The sequence below is a fragment of the methane-oxidizing endosymbiont of Gigantopelta aegis genome, assembly GCF_016097405.1.
Lineage (GTDB): Bacteria > Pseudomonadota > Gammaproteobacteria > Methylococcales > Methylomonadaceae > Methylomarinum.
Window position 1 is genome coordinate 592,019 of sequence record NZ_JAEHGD010000001.1, and the last position, 15,388, is coordinate 607,406.

Below are 15,388 nucleotides of genomic sequence, written 5' to 3' on the forward strand. Positions count from 1 at the left end.
CCTGAAGAGAAATCACGGATTGTAAAACTCGCCGTCTTTTCGCAAATAAAACCACCAATTGATCATGATACAAATGACATAAAATGCCGCAAACCCCATCAACGCCACTTCAGGTGTCGTTGCCTTGATCTGCTCACCCAAGACTTTAGGGATATAAAATGCACCATAGGCAGCAACGGCAGATGTCCAGCCTAACACAGGACCAACCTGCTCTTTAGGAAAGACCATGGCGATAGTTCTGAAAGTTGAGCCATTGCCAATGCCCGTCGCCGTGAACAACAGCAAAAACAATAAAAAGAACGGCACAAAATAATCTTCAGGTGTGCTGGAACTGTACGCCGCTTTCATATAATACGCCACCCCAGCCGCACTGATGACCATAACAAATGAACAAATATGCGTCACCCAAGCACCACCAAACTTATCGGCTATCCAGCCACCTACCGGCCGAATCAAGGCACCAATAAATGGTCCCATCCAGGCGTACATCAAAGCGCTCGGCCCGTTCTGATTAATCGTATCATGAGTCATTACCCCATCGACCATAATATGTTGATAGCCAAAAATCACCTTGATTGCCAACGGGAAACAGGCGGCATAACCAATAAACGAACCAAACGTCATGGTGTAAATGGTACTCATGACCCAGGTATGCTTATTGTCGAAAATCTGATATTGCCGTCCCAGACTTTCCCCAATTTGTCCCGGCAGGATTTTCAATAACGAAACCGTCAAGGCAATCACAATCACCAGTGCGATTTCTTTCGGCACATGAAAACCTGAACCATTGACACTGGCCGGCAAAATCAGCCACAAACCAAAAATGGCGGCGATAAAACCGATCAACAACATTCCGCTCATCAAGCCAAAGCTGGTGATCGGGTGAATATATTTGGGGGATACCTGCTCGGTGCGGATATTATGCATACCGAACCAGGTGAAAAATGCCAATGGAATCAAAAACACCAGCCAGATAAAACCGGCATTTTGTATATAGGTTGGTGTTCCCGCAGGGATTTTACCCACTAATGTACCCGACGGTGCTTGCAAAATCATTGGATCGCCGCCCAAAGCACCGAAAATCCCGACAGTCATTACCAGGGGAATCAACACCTGCATGGTGGTAACACCAAAATTACCCAAGCCGGCATTTAATCCTAAAGCCAGCCCCTGGACTTTTTTAGGAAAGAAAAAACTGATATTAGACATTGATGAAGCAAAATTACCGCCACCGATCCCGGATAACAACGCTAACACCTGAAAAACCCAAAAGGGCGTGTCTTTATCCTGCAAGGCAATGCCGGTTCCCAAAGCCGGAATAATCAACAAGGTGGTAGTGAAAAATATGGTGTTGCGACCACCACAAAGTCGAATAAAAAAACTGCTGGGAATCCGCAAGGTCGCACCAGTCAAACCGGCGATGGCCATCAGCGTAAACAACTCGGACTTTTCATAGGGAAAACCCAAATTCAACATTTGAACGGTAATAATGCCCCAATACAGCCAGATAGCAAAACCACACAGCAAACTGGGAATCGATATCCATAAATTCTGCTTGGCTATATATTTCCCTTCCTCTTCCCAGAAATCTTCGTCTTCTACTTCCCATTTATGTATTTCTGTCATTTTTTTGTCTCACTCTATCCATTACAGTGTATTTTATGGGTAAAGTTGGCTTTACCTTAAAAATTTGATTATGTTCATGTACAAACGTATAGCATTCAGATTTATGAGGTATAACTGGGCGATTTATTCTCCGTTTCATATGAAATAATTAGCCTATATAATAAGCCTTTTCAAACTAAACCTCATCAAATTCAGGAGATAAAGCATTGTAAATACAGACTCTTTTCCTAGGTATTTAATGATAAGAGATTGCTTTTACTGAATAACTTTATTCAGCCCTTATCGTTTCGCCGCCATGACATTTCGGCATCCACAGCCATCAACCTTATTATTTACCCTGATATGACATCTAAAATTTTCAAAACGGCATTACCTGATCTTCCTTTATCTGAAAAATTACTCTATACCGGCTATCTATTAACCATTGGCCTTGGTCTACTGATGGCTGGCGCACAAATCTTGCTCACCCATGGCATGGCCGATGGCAAACTAGGCTTATCTGTCGATGATATTGTGTACAGCTACCATGGCAACCGGAAAGGAACCACTCTGGAAGCGAAATTAAATGGCTCAATGAAAAATAACGCACCCGCACCTGTTCGTTTAGAAATCATTAAATGGGCCAGAAAAGGCGCCCCGGAAAGTGAATGGAACGACAAAATAAAACCCTATTTTGAGCGGTATTGTGTCATGTGTCATAACGCCCAATCGGCATTACCGGATTTCACCAAGCTTGAAAACATTCAAAAACAAGCCCAACCCGACCAAGGTGTCTCATTTACAGCATTGACCCGTGTCTCGCATATTCATTTATTTGGAATTTCATTTATTTTTATGTTGATGGGATTGATTTTTGTCAGGGCTGTCGGTATTCCCGAAATCATTAAAGGTTTATTGTTAATTACCCCATTCGCCTTTCTTATTTTAGACGTCATCTCCTGGTGGCTGACAAAAATTTGGCCTGGTTTTGCCTGGGTCACGATTATTGGGGGATTTGGCTATACTTTGGCCTCGACCTATATGTTATTTACCAGCCTTTATCAAATGTGGTTTTTAAAATCTGATTCTGAACGCTAACCTACCGAGTTATCATGAATACTAAATATTGCTATGCCTTTGACGAAGGCGATGGAAAAAACAAAGCCCTACTGGGTGGAAAAGGCGCTAACCTGTGCGAAATGACCCAACTGGGTTTGAATGTACCACCTGGATTTGTGATTACAACCGAGTGTTGCCGCCATTACCTGGAACAGGATGCGCTGCCTGAGGGTTTGATGGATGAAGTGCGTGCCTATATCCAGCGCATTGAACAACAAACCGGTAAACAATTTGGTGGGTTAACCGACCCCTTACTGGTTTCTGTTCGCTCAGGTTCGGCGATTTCCATGCCGGGCATGATGGATACCATCCTCAACCTGGGACTTAACAAGCAAACCCTGAACGGCCTGATCGAACTGACAAACGATCCGCGTTTTGCCTACGATGCCTATCGCCGTTTTATCCAATTATTCGGTAAAGTCGTACTGGAGATTGACGATGAAAAATTCGATAGCCATTTCGAGGCGGTGAAACGTAAAGCCGGCATCAATCTCGATGTCACGCTGTCGGCCGATCATCTGCATGACATCAGCGAGTTGTTTCTGCAAGTGATTTTGGATGAGACCGGAAAACCTTTCCCGGAAGATGTGTACGAACAACTTCAGTTATCGATACAAGCTGTTTTTAAATCCTGGATGGGTAAACGCGCTGTTGATTATCGCAAACAATTCCATATCACACCCGATATGGCGAATGGAACAGCGGTCAATATCGTGACCATGGTGTTTGGCAATATGGGCAACGACTGTGCGACAGGCGTAGGGTTCACACGTAACCCAGCAACAGGAGAAAACGAATTATATGGTGAATATCTAGTCAATGCACAAGGCGAAGATGTTGTCGCCGGTATTCGCACACCAAAGCCTGTGCAGGAAATGCGCGATGAAATGCCGGAAATGTATCGCCAATTGCAAGAATTACGTCAAAAATTGGAAAGTCATTACAAAGAAGTTCAAGATTTCGAGTACACGATCGAGCGTGGTGTGCTTTATTGCCTGCAAACCCGTAATGGCAAGATGAATGCAGCAGCCATGGTCAAAACCTCGATCGATATGGTCAATGAAAGTTTAATCACTAAAGAGCAGGCGCTGCTTCGAATAGACCCTGAATTACTGGAACAATTATTACATCCGCAACTTTCACCCAACCACGGTGTGCCGCCCCTGGCCCAAGGACTTCCCGCCTCTCCGGGTGCAGCCAGCGGTAAATGTGTTTTTGATGCTGAAACCGCCGTTCGCCTAAATCAGGCCGGTGAAGACATTATTCTGGTCAGAGAAGAGACTAAACCTGAAGATATTCATGGTTTTTTTGCATCACGTGGCATTTTAACCAGTCGGGGCGGCAAAACCTCGCATGCCGCCGTCGTCGCCAGAGGCATGGGCAAAGCCTGTGTCGCCGGAGCCGAAGCAATTAAGGTGGATGTTAAAGCACGGCTGGCCATTGTCGGTGATGTTCATATTCGTGAAGGTGATATCATCACTATCGACGGCAGCTCCGGTAATATTTATCTCGGTGCTATTCCAACCATTGATCCGGTCTTTTCAAATGACTTACGCACCTTGCTGGGCTGGGCCGATGATATTGCAGAAATTAAAGTTCATGCCAACGCCGATACGCCTGAAGGCGCGCGTCTGGCCGCTGAGTATGGCGCAAAAGGTATCGGCCTATGTCGAACTGAACGCATGTTTAATGCTAAAGAGCGTTTACCGCTGGTGGTCGACATGATTATCGCGGACACCTTGGCACAACGCGAACTCGCACTGGCCAAATTATTCCCGATTCAACGTGATGACTTCAAGCAATTATTTGAAGCCATGTCACCATACCCGGTAACGGTTCGCCTATTAGACCCTCCCATGCATGAATTTCTGCCCAATGAACAACAGTTATTAGAAGAAATTGATGCACTAAAACACTACGCTACGATATTCGAAGGCCAAAAAGTCACGCTAGAAACACTGGCTTATGACGCTGAATTGCCTACACCATTCAATCAAATTACTGAAGATGTCATCAATGAGGCAATCAATAAAAAAGAGCGAATGCTGAAAAAAGTACGTGAGCTGATTGAAGTCAACCCGATGCTGGGACATCGAGGGGTCCGACTAGGCATGAGCTACCCTGAAATTTATAAAATGCAAATCCGTTCAATTCTTGATGCGGCAGCCTTGTGTCAGAAACAACGCATACCGGTAGAGCCGGAAATCATGGTGCCACAGGTCATTACCTCCCAGGAATTAAAAAAGGTTACGGAAATCGTCGAACAGGTTAAACAAGAAGTCGAAGATCACCATCATATTGACGTGAATTTTAAATTTGGCTCTATGATTGAAACCGTGCGTGCTTGTACTCGTTCTGGAGATTTAGCACAACATTGTCAATTCTTTTCTTTTGGCACCAACGACCTGACGCAAGCCACATTCTCATTTTCACGCGAAGATGCGGAAAACAAGTTTTTGCCACTTTATAATGAACAAGGCATATTACAGGATAACCCTTTCGAAATTCTGGACGTCAAAGGCGTTGGCCAACTGATGAAAATGACAGCAAAACTAGCACGCCAGACCCGGCCAGATATTCGAATAGGAATTTGTGGCGAGCAAGGCGGACACCCGGAATCCATTCGCTTCTGTCACCACATCAAACTGGATTATGTTTCGTGTTCAGCACCCAGAATTCCAGTCGCCCGTTTGGCGGCTGCACATGCGAAATTGTTGGAAAACGATTACACGGCATAACTAAAAAGCCACCTGGAAGCGAATCCTCTAGGTGGCTTTTATCCATAAAGAGACAAGGACACAGAACATGAGGTTGTAAAATATGCCGACTTTTCCGCATAACATCAGTTTTAATACTTACTACGCTATAACGGAATTTTGCAGCTGATAGCGTACTATTGACGCAATTTCATCATCCTCATCATCAATGAAATGTGTTAAATCATAGCCTCGCTTCACCACAACAAAACGCACGAAGTCAGACGGGTCTTCTTTTAATTTATCCAACAAATGCTCTTCGCAATACATCGCAACCGTCGCCCGTACTTTCCAGTTGTCATCATGCACTAAATGCTCATGTCCGACTTTTTTACGCGCAACTGCACAACGCACTAAAGGCGATTTATCAAATATCAACTCAGATAAAGCGAAACAAAGATCTACCGATTCCAGCCGGATATATTCTTCTTTTTCCTTGATAATATCTTGCTCGGTATAACATTTACCATTGATTACCACAGCCACAGCCCTACTCCAAAATAATTTACACCAGGCTTTATAAATATCATATAACTCATTATTTTTTTAAGGCTAAATCATAAAACCATGAGCTGTTTCACCTTTTATAATAAAGGGATGTTAATCACTGATGTTACGCGGCGGCTCTTTAATTTCATTCCCATGATCCTCCGTTCACCCACCGAGAAAGAAAAAGCCATCTCTGGTCTCTCTCTTATCGACACAGAGACCACAGAGAACACAGAGAACACAGAGAATGAAACCGTGCAGCAAGGATGAAATTTAACAGGTATTTCAACAGAGTCATTGATAACATCATGGATCCAGACCACTCAAGAGCATTAAACAATACAAACGATAACTCTGTGCGCTCTGTGATCTCTGTGTCTATATTATGGGTTCCTACGCAGGAGTGTAAGAATGAGGGAAGAGTTACCGCGTAACATCAGCTAATCAGTAATGTGGTGGTGGCGGTTCTGCTTGTGTATCTAATAACGGCGATTTTGGCAGCGATTCAATCTTGCTGTTTAATAATTTACAGGTTTCTTCCAATTTGCCAATTTGCAATGGCTTTGTTGCATAAATCATAAGGATCCCCATATTATAGGGCATGGACAAGAAAAAGAAACAACGCTACAAACTAAAGAATTGGTCGAATTACAATCAAGCCTTGATCAATCGAGGTTCATTAACGCTATGGTTCGAAGAATCCATGATCAAGCAATGGCATCAGCCTGAAAAGACAGGCTATAGAGGAAGCCCGATGACGTATTCTGATACTGCTATTCAATGCGCATTGACCCTGAGAGAACTCTTTAAGCTGCCGTTGAGAGCGACACAGGGATGTTTGTTGTCGTTAGTCCAGTTATTAAAGCTGTCTATCCAGATTCCTCATTACAGTACATTAAGTCGCCGCCAGCAAACTCTGGAGGTTCGGCTGCCTCGTTCAAGCAGTCGAACGCCAAGACACTTAGTCGTCGATTCGACCGGCTTAAAAGTCTACGGTGAAGGCGAGTGGAAAGTTCGCAAACATGGTGCCAGCAAGCGCAGAACCTGGCGTAAACTCCATATCATGGTTGATGCACAAACGCAGGAAGTCGTGGCAGTTGAGATGACGGCTAATTTTGTTGGTGATTCCGAAGTCTTGCCGGATTTATTAGAGCAGCTGGATGAACACGACCAAGTTGCCAGTGTGGCGGCGGATGGCGCTTATGATACGATCCAGTGTCATCAGGCGATTCGTAACGCTAAATGTCAACCAACCTGTCGCATTTTTTGCAATAATTTACGAAATGAATTTTATTAAGCTGCTTGACATTCTGTTGTGTTGAAATTTTCCTTATCCGGATTAAGATAAACATGGCCAATGGGCGTTAAATTTCGTGTTTGTCGTCCATTCCATCGCTCTGGATTGTCTCTTTTTGCTTGCTCGATGACTCGTTTTCTTTTTTCGAGTACGGCGCTGTCTAAGCCGTTATGGCGTTGGTTGGGTGTTACAAACTTGAGCGCACTGTGTTGATGTTCATTGTTGAACCAACAAACGAAAGCTTCAACCCAGTTCCTGGCTTCGCTTAATGTTTTAAAAGGGTTTTCTGGAAAGGTATGATGATATTTGACTGTTTTAAATAACGATTCTGAATAAGGATTATCATTACTGACACGAGGTCTGCTGAACGACGTGGCAATGTCTAAATCGACCAATTTGGCCCTTAATGTTGCGCCTTTCATCGGACTGCCGTTGTCAGAATGTATCACCAATTGCTTTTTGTCGATGTTTTCCCGGCGAGCGATATCTTCGATCAAATCAGCAGCGTGTGCGCTTGATTCGGCATCATGAACTTGCCAGCCTACGATTTTCCGACTATAGATGTCCATCACCATGTAGAGGTAAAAATACTGCCCTTTGACGGGGCTTAATAAATACGTAATATCCACGAGTAGATTTGATTGGCCTGTGTGGCTTTGAGTGACTGCGGTTTATTATGCTGACCTGCGGCTCCTTTAGCTCTGTGCTTAAGCTGGTTGTGGGCTTTCATGACACGATAAAGGTTGATTCTGATGCGAGATAGCAGCCCAAATCCAATAACCTCGGAACGATTTGATGCGGCGTTAAAGCGCTGTATTCCGGTTTATTAATCACGGTGATGATTTCTTGCTTGATGGCCTCGGATAATTGATTGTGCACAGGCGCTGTATTGTGCAGTCGTAGGTCTTCTGAGAGTCCTTCTCCCCGGTTCCAACGCTGATAGGTTCGAGCTGATATACCCACCAGTTCACAGGCTAATTTCTGCCGCGCTCCATTGTCAACGGCTTCATCAATGAGTGCGCTGTAGTGTTGGCGATCTGAGTAGGCGATTAATCGGCCGCCTTTTCCCCCAGATCGCTTGGCACTTTTTGATAACACCAGTAAAGCCGCTGTTTCTGATAACGCTTTCTCTTTGCGGTTTAGCTCCTTATGCAAACGCTTGTTTTCTTGTTTGAGTTTTGTTTGCGCCTGTTTATATACGGATTCTGTTGATTTAGATTCTGACAAAAATTCCGCTTTCCAGGTATTTAGATGATGTAAGTAGATGCCTTGTTCACGACAATAGGCGCTAGCCTGATCATCGGTGAGATGATGACAATGAACAATGGCTTCAAAACGTTCTACTGTATTCCAATCTTGAGGGCTTTTTTCTTTTGACATGTTTGACTCTGTTTTTTCGAGTTGATTTTTCTTAGCTAACCGAATCCATTTTTGAAGTGTGGAGTAACCCACACCTAAAGTAACTGCAATTTGCTTTAGCGATTGTTCTGGTCTTCTGGATAATGCTTTTTCTACTGATTGTACTTTAAATTCTTGGCTAAATACGCTCATTTTTGTCTCCTGATTTAAAATTTCCTAGGCGACAGGTATGTTGACATAGGGGGTTACATGCTAGCCGAGGCTTCTCAGAACAGGATCCGTCTACCCTAATCAGCTTATTTGAGGATGATTGATGCTGCAATTCTCCTTAAATCTTAGTTTATTGTTTACCGAAAAACCGCTGATCGAACGCTTTGAAGCGGCGCGTTCGGCTGGATTTGACGCAGTTGAAATCCAGTTCCCGTACAGTCTATCGATTGAACAGATCAAACAACAATTAGCGCAACATCGACTTAAACTGGTGTTATTTAACATCGATGCCGACACCTTGTTGCAAGGCGGCGAAGGCTTGGCGGCTATTCCCGAAAAGAAAGCCCAGTTTCGCCAAGCCGTTGAGCAAACACTACGCTATGCCGAGGCATTACAACCTAAGGCTATCAATATCTTGCCTGGCTGCTGTTTTGATGCTACCCGGAAGGCCGACTATGTTGCGACATTCAAAGAAAACCTGCTCTACGCCACCGAGCGTTTTAGTCACTTAGGCATAACGACCGTATTCGAAGCTGTCAACACCCAAGACATGCCGGGGTTTCTGATCGCTTCCGGCCAGGCGATGGTCGATATTCTAGCGCAATTAAATCACTCTGGCCTGGCGATGCAATATGATATTTATCACATGCAGAAAATGGGCGAAGACTGCGCCGGTTTTTTAGCACAGCATCTGGATAAAATCGGCCATATTCAATTTGCCGATTGTCCTGGCCGGGGCGAGCCGGGTAGCGGACAGGTTGATTTTGAGCACCTGTTCGGATTGATTGAACGGTCCGCTTATCGTGGCTGGATCGGAGCGGAATATCGGCCAACAAATGATACCTTGCAATCATTACAGCGTTGGCAGCACTTTCGTTAAATCAGGTTATAATGGCGCTTACCCGGACTAAATACCTTACACTTTATGACAAAAATCGAATACAGACTTCATCACGCCAGTATGCTGGTTTCCAATACGCAAGAATCGTTAAACTTTTATGTCGATATTTTAGGTATGGAGCAAACTAATCGTCCTAAACTGGCCTTTCCTGGTGCCTGGTTGAAAGTCGGCGATTGTCAGATTCATTTATTGGAATTACCCAGCCCCGACCCTAAAACTGGTCGTCCTCCCCATGGTGGTCGTGATCGTCATGTTGCGGTGACTGTTGCCGATATTACACCCGTAAAACAGAGGCTCGATGATGCTGGTATCCCTTACACCTTGAGTATTTCAGGACGACAAGCTTTGTTTTGCAGAGATCCTGATGGTAATGCGATTGAAATTATTGCCGATGTCGAAATTGCCAATATGGCAAATGCTTAAAGTCGGTACAATTCTTAATTTAAGCGATAAAAAACAGATAAGCGGCAAAACACAGCCAGCTCAAGATCAATAAAACCCAGGCCAGTTTACTTTGTTTAACCACAATGTCTGCTGGCCGCTCTTCTGATGTTTCCTGCCCTGTCAGGTCTGCCTGCTGCAGTTGTCGACGAACTTTCTTCAGATTTTTATCGAGTTCCCGCGCTTTGGCTTTTTGTTGTTTTTTATACTGTTCAATACCTTTCTGAATGCCTTGAGCAATCAGTTTGGTTTGTTCTTTGGTTTGGCCCGGTCTTTGCGTTGCCCGCGCTATTTTCAGGGCTTGCTCCTGGGTTTGTGGCGATGATGTCGTCGTGTTGATGTGTTTTTTCATAGTCTAGTGTAGCGTGTTTGAATCCGTTTCATCCATCATTCGATACGGTTCTGTGATAATACGTTCGATTTTTTGCCCCAGTAAGGTTATCTGGCCTTGATAGCGTTCATAGCCTGTGACGGTAAACTCAAAGTTGTAGCTGCGCCAGAGCTGCCATTTTCCGCGTTGATCACGCTTAAACCAGGTCGCTGTCAACGCCACACAATCATCGAGCAAGGCGAGCTGCATTTTTCTGCAATAGCGCATCACTGCATTGAGCGCCAATTCGCGTGCTCTCATGGCAGACCACCAGAACTGGCCTGCCACGAGAATAGCAGCAATCGCGAAAATTTCAGTCATGCAAAACGATAAATCACTGACTGGCAACCTCAGCCGTACGCGGCTCGGTTTTACCGATGGTGAGCAAATCCCAAAATAGCAAAATACCACCGATAAAGGTCATCACACCAAACACCATGCGCCAGGTCATGGCTTGAATAAACCATGGATGGCTCTGGGCGGCAAAATAACCGCCCCAGCTCGATCCTTCCACCGCGCGTTCGATAAAGGATTGTTCATAGCCTGCAATCAGCAAGGCGACGGTCATCCCCACCACACCTAAGTTTAATAACACCATTGCGGCTTTCCATTTCCAGCCATTATCCGGCATATTGCCACCCATCCAACAATCATCGCGCATTTTTTGCACCGCCAAGTAGAAGAAGGCAATATTGATCGTCGCATAGGCACCGAAAAAAGCCAAATGCCCATGAGAGGCCGACCATTGCGTGCCGTGTGTATACAAATTGATTTGTGGCAAGGTATGCATAAATCCCCAGACACCCGCACCAAAGAAATTGCCAAAGGCATGCGCGATAATCCAAGCAAATGCGGGATGATTCCGGGTTTTAAAATGATGCACACCCGAATCGTATATGGAATGTACCACCATCGCCACTAATGGAATCGGCTCTAAGGCGGAAAAGAACCCCCCGATGGTCAACCAATATTCTGGCGTACCAATCCAAAAATAGTGATGTCCCAAACCCAAAATGCCTGAACCAAACATCAGCGCGACCTCAATATACAACCAGGTTTGGACGATTTTCCGGCGCACACCCAGCAGGGTCATCAGACTCCAAGCCATAATACAGCCCACCAGCACTTCCCAGGTCGCTTCAACCCACAGATGAATTACCCACCACCACCAATATTGATCAACACTGATATTCGTCGTATAAAACATACCAGCTATATACAATCCCGCCAGCGCAATTAAATCCAACGTCAAAACACCGGCTATCCCTGACCATTTGCCTTTGGAAAAGGTGGCCGCGACATTGTAAAAAAACACCAGCATCACCGCTACGATGCCAATATCCGCCCAACGAGGCGCTTCAATATATTCCCGGCCTTCGTTGATCAACCAGATACTACGCTCTGTACCACTACCGGTTTGCACCAGTAAATACACCAGCACCACAATTGTGACGGCAACCGTCAACACCCAGAAGGCGATCTTGCCCAATTTAAGGCCAACGATTTCAACACCACTTTCATCTTCCAGAAACCAGTAAATCGAACCGATAAAACCATATAACATCCACACGATCATGGCATTGATATGCACCATACGGTTGACATTGAAATCCAGCGTGTTGTACAAAAAATCCGGCATCAGGTATTGCATACCGGCGAGCAGGCCGAACAGAAGTTGTGCAATAAACAGAATCATGGCAACCGTAAAATAATGTATCGCCAGCTTTTGACCACCATTCAATTTATCCATTGAAAATGGGCGAGTTGCCAGGGTAACGCTTGAGTTGATTGCTTGACTACTCATAATTAGTCCTCCTCGGCGTCAATTGCAGCAAAATTATGTGGGAATCCATTGGTATCGATGGTCGACATCCATTTCAAGTAAGCAATAATACCTTTTGCTTCTTGCTCGGTGATCCCAAGCTGCGGCATTTTACGATTCGTACCGTAGGTTCGTGCATATTTTTCCGGGTTCTGTAGAAATTGCAGCATCAGCGCCTCGCGCGAAGCCGAAGTTCCCCAGCCTTGATCTAGCCAGGCCTTGGTTAAATCCGGTGCATAATAAGCCCCATTCCCCAATAAAGTATGGCAATTCATGCAATTTTTAGCCTGGATAGTTAATTTGCCTAAATTAATCAGTTCATACGCCTGTTTTTCGTCCAGCATTTGGCCAAATAAAGGCTCATCCTGGTCTAAAATAACCGGCTGATAACGATTTTTATTTTTATCAAATCGATAAGTCACTTTTTTGTTAATAACGCTGTAGGCTGGTACTCGACTACCACCTGCAGTAATCTGACTCATCGAATCAAAGGTTAAAAAAATTAATACGACAAAAGAGCCCGCTGTCACCCAAACAGCGACTTTCTTCCAGAAGTTCTCCGATGCCCAAACAGGATGATTCTCATTCATAACTGACTCCTGTGAGATTTTATTCAGAATAAATTTGTAAAAGAATTGTGTCGAATAAAGTAACCGTCATGATGACATTCTTTTTACCCCTCATCCTCCTCATGTGTCGCCACACATAAACGTAAAATTAATCGAGGCATCCACCAATATCCCAATGCCATTAAAACAGAGAGAATTTGCCAATAACCATTCAAATGCATAATCAGAGAGAACAACAATACGCAACCGATCAACGCGGCGTAAACGAACCAGGAGGCATATTTCACTAGGCGTTTGTGTTTAACTTCAGCCCAGGTGTAAAGCGCGACATAAACCACCGCCGTTAAAATAATCAGGGCGGCGGTAAAAAAACTCATAAAAAAATCTGCTAACGCAACGGGTTCGATCATGTATTAAGCCATGCAAGTTAATAACGCTTCTTAGAATATTGCCATTGCAATGCAAATTCAATTATACACTCACAGGTTATACAAGTTTGTCAAAATGAACTGAATCAATTGTGTTGTAGCGATTTTGAGGGAAAAAGTATGTGATGTTTTTAAACCCGACAAGCGTTTTCGTTATGATTTAAACGTGAAAAACGAGTAATCTGAAATAGAGCTAGGAATAAAAAATACAGAAGGGATGGTGCCTCAGGCCGGAATCGAACCGGCACGGTGTTTCCACCGCGGGATTTTAAGTCCCGTGCGTCTACCAATTTCGCCACCGAGGCATCAGTCTTGAATTGATGGCGGTCATTTTATACGGTTTTTACTCACTTGCCAATACATTTTTGCAACTTAGAGTTATTTTGTACACTCATGAGCAAAGCATATAAATAAACCTTCCTCGAAATAGTGATGCGGTACTATTAGCGTTTTTCAGCTAAAGCTTGTTCAAACTCTTCCTGAGTGGTATGACGAACATCCTTGCCTTTCACCATATAGATGACCTGTTCACTGATATTACAGGAATGATCGCCAATACGCTCTAAAGCTCGGGCGATCCATAAAATATCCAGTGCCCGGCTGATATGGCGCGGATCTTCCATCATCCGTGTAATCAACTGGCGTACGATACTGACATATTCCCGGTCTGCCTTCACATCCTGATTTTTTATATCCGCTACCTGACTCAGATCCATGCGAGCGAAGGCATCTAAAGACTGATGCAACATTTGTTTGACCATATCGACCAAGTGCTGAATTTCATGAAAGCCTTCATGATAATATTCCGAGTTAGCCAGCTGAATACTCATCTTTGCAATACGGCAAGCTTCATCGCCGATTCTTTCCAAATCGGTAATTATTTTAATAGTGGCCAGCAAAAGCCGTAAATCAAATGCCGCAGGCTGGCGCTTGGCTAAAATTTCGGTACATTCGTGATCAATGTCCATCTCCAGATTATTAACCACATCATCTTGCTGTATAACGGTTTCGGCTAACTCTATGTCTGCCCGGGTAAAGGCCTTTACAGCCAAAACAATCTGCTCTTCAACCACGCCACCCATGGTCAACACTTTATTTCGAATATCTTCCAGTTCATTATCAAACTGGTGAGAAATATGCTGTCCAAATCGTTTAGTATCCACCTGTTCGCTCCATTAGCCGTAACGGCCAGTAATATAATCTTCTGTTTGCTGTTTTTCCGGATTTGTAAAAATTCGGTTAGTCGCGCCAAATTCAATCAAGTCGCCCATGTACATAAACGCCGTATAATCAGAAACACGTGCAGCCTGCTGCATATTGTGGGTAACGATCACAATGGTATATTTTTCTTTCAATTCATGGATCAGCTCTTCGATTTTCAAGGTCGAAATCGGATCCAGCGCCGATGCCGGCTCATCCAACAACATGACTTCAGGCTCGATAGCAATGGCCCTGGCGATAACCAGACGCTGTTGCTGACCGCCCGACATGCCTAATGCGTTTTCATTAAGGCGATCTTTGACTTCATCCCATAACGCCGCGCCACGCAAGGATTTTTCAACGACCTCATCTAAAACCCGGCGATCATTAATACCTTGGATACGTAAACCATAGGCGACATTTTCATAAATCGACTTAGGAAACGGATTAGGCTTTTGGAATACCATGCCTACCCGACGCCGCAAATCGGCAACATTAACCGATTTGTCATAAATATCATTACCATCCAAAAGAATCTTGCCGTCTATTTTGACACTATCAATTAAATCATTCATCCGATTGATACTGCGTAGCAAGGTCGATTTACCACAACCACTCGGGCCAATGTAGGCGGTGACTTTCTTTTTTGGAATGTCCATATTGATGCCATGCAGTGCCTGTTTTTCGCCGTAAAACAAATTAAAATTTTGAATTTTGATACAAACCTCTTGTTTTGCCTCATCGTCCTGTTTTGGCTCGGCTTGCTTTTGCATCAAGGCATTGATGTCAATGGTATGGGTTTGTGTTGATGTGGTCATTATA

Annotated in this window: 15 protein-coding genes, 1 tRNA gene and 1 pseudogene; 5 read left to right on the forward strand and 12 right to left on the reverse strand. The window is 44.3% G+C overall.

Going from position 1 to position 15,388, the window contains the following annotated elements; translation table 11 throughout:
• Positions 1–12 precede the first annotated feature (12 nt).
• Positions 13–1,626, reverse strand: a complete 1,614-nt coding sequence (locus JEU20_RS02945; RefSeq protein WP_198243592.1) for an MFS transporter — start codon at positions 1,624–1,626, stop codon at positions 13–15.
• A 342-nt stretch (positions 1,627–1,968) separates the two neighbouring features.
• Here JEU20_RS02945 and JEU20_RS02950 point away from each other — a divergent pair, with 342 nt between their 5' ends.
• Together JEU20_RS02950 and ppdK are read left to right on the forward strand one after the other, a co-directional pair.
• Positions 1,969–2,703, forward strand: coding sequence for an elongation factor-1 alpha (locus tag JEU20_RS02950; RefSeq protein WP_198243593.1), 735 nt, complete (start codon positions 1,969–1,971; stop codon positions 2,701–2,703).
• Between the two features lie 14 nt (positions 2,704–2,717).
• A complete protein-coding gene (gene ppdK / locus JEU20_RS02955; RefSeq protein WP_198243594.1) occupies positions 2,718–5,462 on the forward strand; it encodes a pyruvate, phosphate dikinase in 2,745 nt (914 codons plus the stop codon).
• A 120-nt stretch (positions 5,463–5,582) separates the two neighbouring features.
• Here ppdK and JEU20_RS02960 read toward each other — a convergent pair whose 3' ends face one another.
• Both JEU20_RS02960 and JEU20_RS14745 read right to left on the reverse strand, forming a co-directional pair.
• Positions 5,583–5,966 carry a hypothetical protein gene (locus JEU20_RS02960; protein WP_198243595.1) on the reverse strand — a complete coding sequence of 128 codons (384 nt, stop codon included), beginning with the start codon at positions 5,964–5,966 and terminating at the stop codon, positions 5,583–5,585.
• A 447-nt stretch (positions 5,967–6,413) separates the two neighbouring features.
• Positions 6,414–6,548, reverse strand: a complete 135-nt coding sequence (locus JEU20_RS14745) for a SlyX family protein (protein ID WP_214657280.1) — start codon at positions 6,546–6,548, stop codon at positions 6,414–6,416.
• Positions 6,549–6,570: 22 nt separating this feature from the next.
• Here JEU20_RS14745 and JEU20_RS02965 point away from each other — a divergent pair, with 22 nt between their 5' ends.
• Complete coding sequence (locus JEU20_RS02965) at positions 6,571–7,266, forward strand: IS5 family transposase (protein ID WP_198243596.1); 696 nt, start codon at positions 6,571–6,573, stop codon at positions 7,264–7,266.
• Here JEU20_RS02965 and JEU20_RS02970 read toward each other — a convergent pair.
• A pseudogene (locus JEU20_RS02970) lies at positions 7,263–8,817 on the reverse strand (IS3 family transposase). The gene JEU20_RS02965 and the pseudogene JEU20_RS02970 overlap by 4 nt on opposite strands.
• A gap of 121 nt (positions 8,818–8,938) precedes the next feature.
• On the opposite strand from JEU20_RS02970, the gene JEU20_RS02975 reads away from it, so the two are divergent.
• Together JEU20_RS02975 and JEU20_RS02980 are read left to right on the forward strand one after the other, a co-directional pair.
• A complete protein-coding gene (locus tag JEU20_RS02975) occupies positions 8,939–9,715 on the forward strand; it encodes a hydroxypyruvate isomerase family protein (protein WP_198243597.1) in 777 nt (258 codons plus the stop codon).
• A 45-nt stretch (positions 9,716–9,760) separates the two neighbouring features.
• Positions 9,761–10,159 carry a VOC family protein gene (locus tag JEU20_RS02980; RefSeq protein ID WP_198243598.1) on the forward strand — a complete coding sequence of 133 codons (399 nt, stop codon included), beginning with the start codon at positions 9,761–9,763 and terminating at the stop codon, positions 10,157–10,159.
• A gap of 19 nt (positions 10,160–10,178) precedes the next feature.
• Here the strand turns inward: JEU20_RS02980 and JEU20_RS02985 are convergent, their stop codons facing one another.
• The 8 genes from JEU20_RS02985 to pstB all read right to left on the reverse strand — a co-directional run bounded on the left by JEU20_RS02985 (position 10,179) and on the right by pstB (position 15,384).
• A complete protein-coding gene (locus tag JEU20_RS02985) occupies positions 10,179–10,529 on the reverse strand; it encodes a DUF2956 domain-containing protein (protein ID WP_198243599.1) in 351 nt (116 codons plus the stop codon).
• 3 nt (positions 10,530–10,532) lie between these two features.
• Positions 10,533–10,868 (reverse strand): DUF3301 domain-containing protein, encoded by a 336-nt coding sequence (locus tag JEU20_RS02990; RefSeq protein WP_198243600.1) that lies wholly within the window; start codon positions 10,866–10,868, stop codon positions 10,533–10,535.
• A gap of 13 nt (positions 10,869–10,881) precedes the next feature.
• On the reverse strand, positions 10,882–12,297 hold the full coding sequence (locus JEU20_RS02995) for a cbb3-type cytochrome c oxidase subunit I (RefSeq protein WP_245395201.1): 1,416 nt from the start codon (positions 12,295–12,297) through the stop codon (positions 10,882–10,884).
• Between the two features lie 56 nt (positions 12,298–12,353).
• Positions 12,354–12,959, reverse strand: a complete 606-nt coding sequence (locus tag JEU20_RS03000) for a c-type cytochrome (protein WP_198243602.1) — start codon at positions 12,957–12,959, stop codon at positions 12,354–12,356.
• Positions 12,960–13,042: 83 nt separating this feature from the next.
• Positions 13,043–13,315, reverse strand: coding sequence for a hypothetical protein (locus tag JEU20_RS03005; RefSeq protein WP_245395081.1), 273 nt, complete (start codon positions 13,313–13,315; stop codon positions 13,043–13,045).
• A 269-nt stretch (positions 13,316–13,584) separates the two neighbouring features.
• Positions 13,585–13,671 (reverse strand) — tRNA-Leu (locus JEU20_RS03010).
• A gap of 138 nt (positions 13,672–13,809) precedes the next feature.
• Positions 13,810–14,529: a phosphate signaling complex protein PhoU gene (phoU, locus tag JEU20_RS03015; RefSeq protein WP_198243604.1), complete on the reverse strand. Its 720-nt coding sequence runs from the start codon at positions 14,527–14,529 to the stop codon at positions 13,810–13,812.
• A gap of 12 nt (positions 14,530–14,541) precedes the next feature.
• Positions 14,542–15,384, reverse strand: coding sequence for a phosphate ABC transporter ATP-binding protein PstB (gene pstB, locus JEU20_RS03020; protein WP_198243605.1), 843 nt, complete (start codon positions 15,382–15,384; stop codon positions 14,542–14,544).
• Positions 15,385–15,388: the final 4 nt, after the last annotated feature.